6 tRNA genes are annotated in these 553 nt (G+C 52.6%); all 6 read right to left on the bottom strand.

Annotated features, from left to right (window positions below):
* Position 1: 1 nt before the first annotated feature.
* Positions 2-75, bottom strand: a tRNA-Arg gene (locus HMPREF2988_RS12045).
* A 10-nt stretch (positions 76-85) separates the two neighbouring features.
* Positions 86-171: transfer RNA gene (locus HMPREF2988_RS12040), tRNA-Leu, on the bottom strand.
* Positions 172-187: 16 nt separating this feature from the next.
* A tRNA-Gly gene (locus HMPREF2988_RS12035) sits at positions 188-259 on the bottom strand.
* An 11-nt stretch (positions 260-270) separates the two neighbouring features.
* Positions 271-343, bottom strand: a tRNA-Thr gene (locus HMPREF2988_RS12030).
* A gap of 17 nt (positions 344-360) precedes the next feature.
* Positions 361-442 (bottom strand) — tRNA-Leu (locus HMPREF2988_RS12025).
* A gap of 7 nt (positions 443-449) precedes the next feature.
* Positions 450-522, bottom strand: a tRNA-Lys gene (locus HMPREF2988_RS12020).
* Positions 523-553 lie beyond the last annotated feature (31 nt).

Raw genomic sequence — 553 nt, 5'->3', positions numbered from 1 at the left:
ACGCGCCCAAGAGGAGTCGAACCCCTAACCTTTTGATCCGTAGTCAAACACTCTATCCAGTTGAGCTATGGGCGCATATTTAAAATGCCGAGGACCGGAATCGAACCGGTACGGTGATCACTCACCGCAGGATTTTAAGTCCTGTGCGTCTGCCAGTTCCGCCACCCCGGCGCGATTGCTTTGGCAAAGCGGAAAACGGGGTTCGAACCCGCGACCCCCACCTTGGCAAGGTGGTGCTCTACCACTGAGCTATTTCCGCGTGTTTAAAGATGCCGGCTAAAGGACTTGAACCCTCGACCCTCTGATTACAAATCAGATGCTCTACCAACTGAGCTAAGCCGGCATGTAAAACTTAAATTATGCGGGTGAAGGGACTTGAACCCCCACGCCGTAAGGCGCTAGATCCTAAATCTAGTGCGTCTGCCAATTCCGCCACACCCGCAAAAATATGAGCCGTACAGGGCTCGAACCTGTGACCCTCTGATTAAAAGTCAGATGCTCTACCAACTGAGCTAACGGCTCATATGGAGGTTAACGGGATCGAACCGCTGAC

Origin of the sequence: Enterococcus sp. HMSC061C05 (genome assembly GCF_001814765.1) — a bacterium.
GTDB classification, from domain to species: domain Bacteria; phylum Bacillota; class Bacilli; order Lactobacillales; family Enterococcaceae; genus Enterococcus_B; species Enterococcus_B lactis.
Note: the sequence above shows the minus strand (reverse complement) of the source record. Positions and strands in the feature narration are given on the sequence as shown.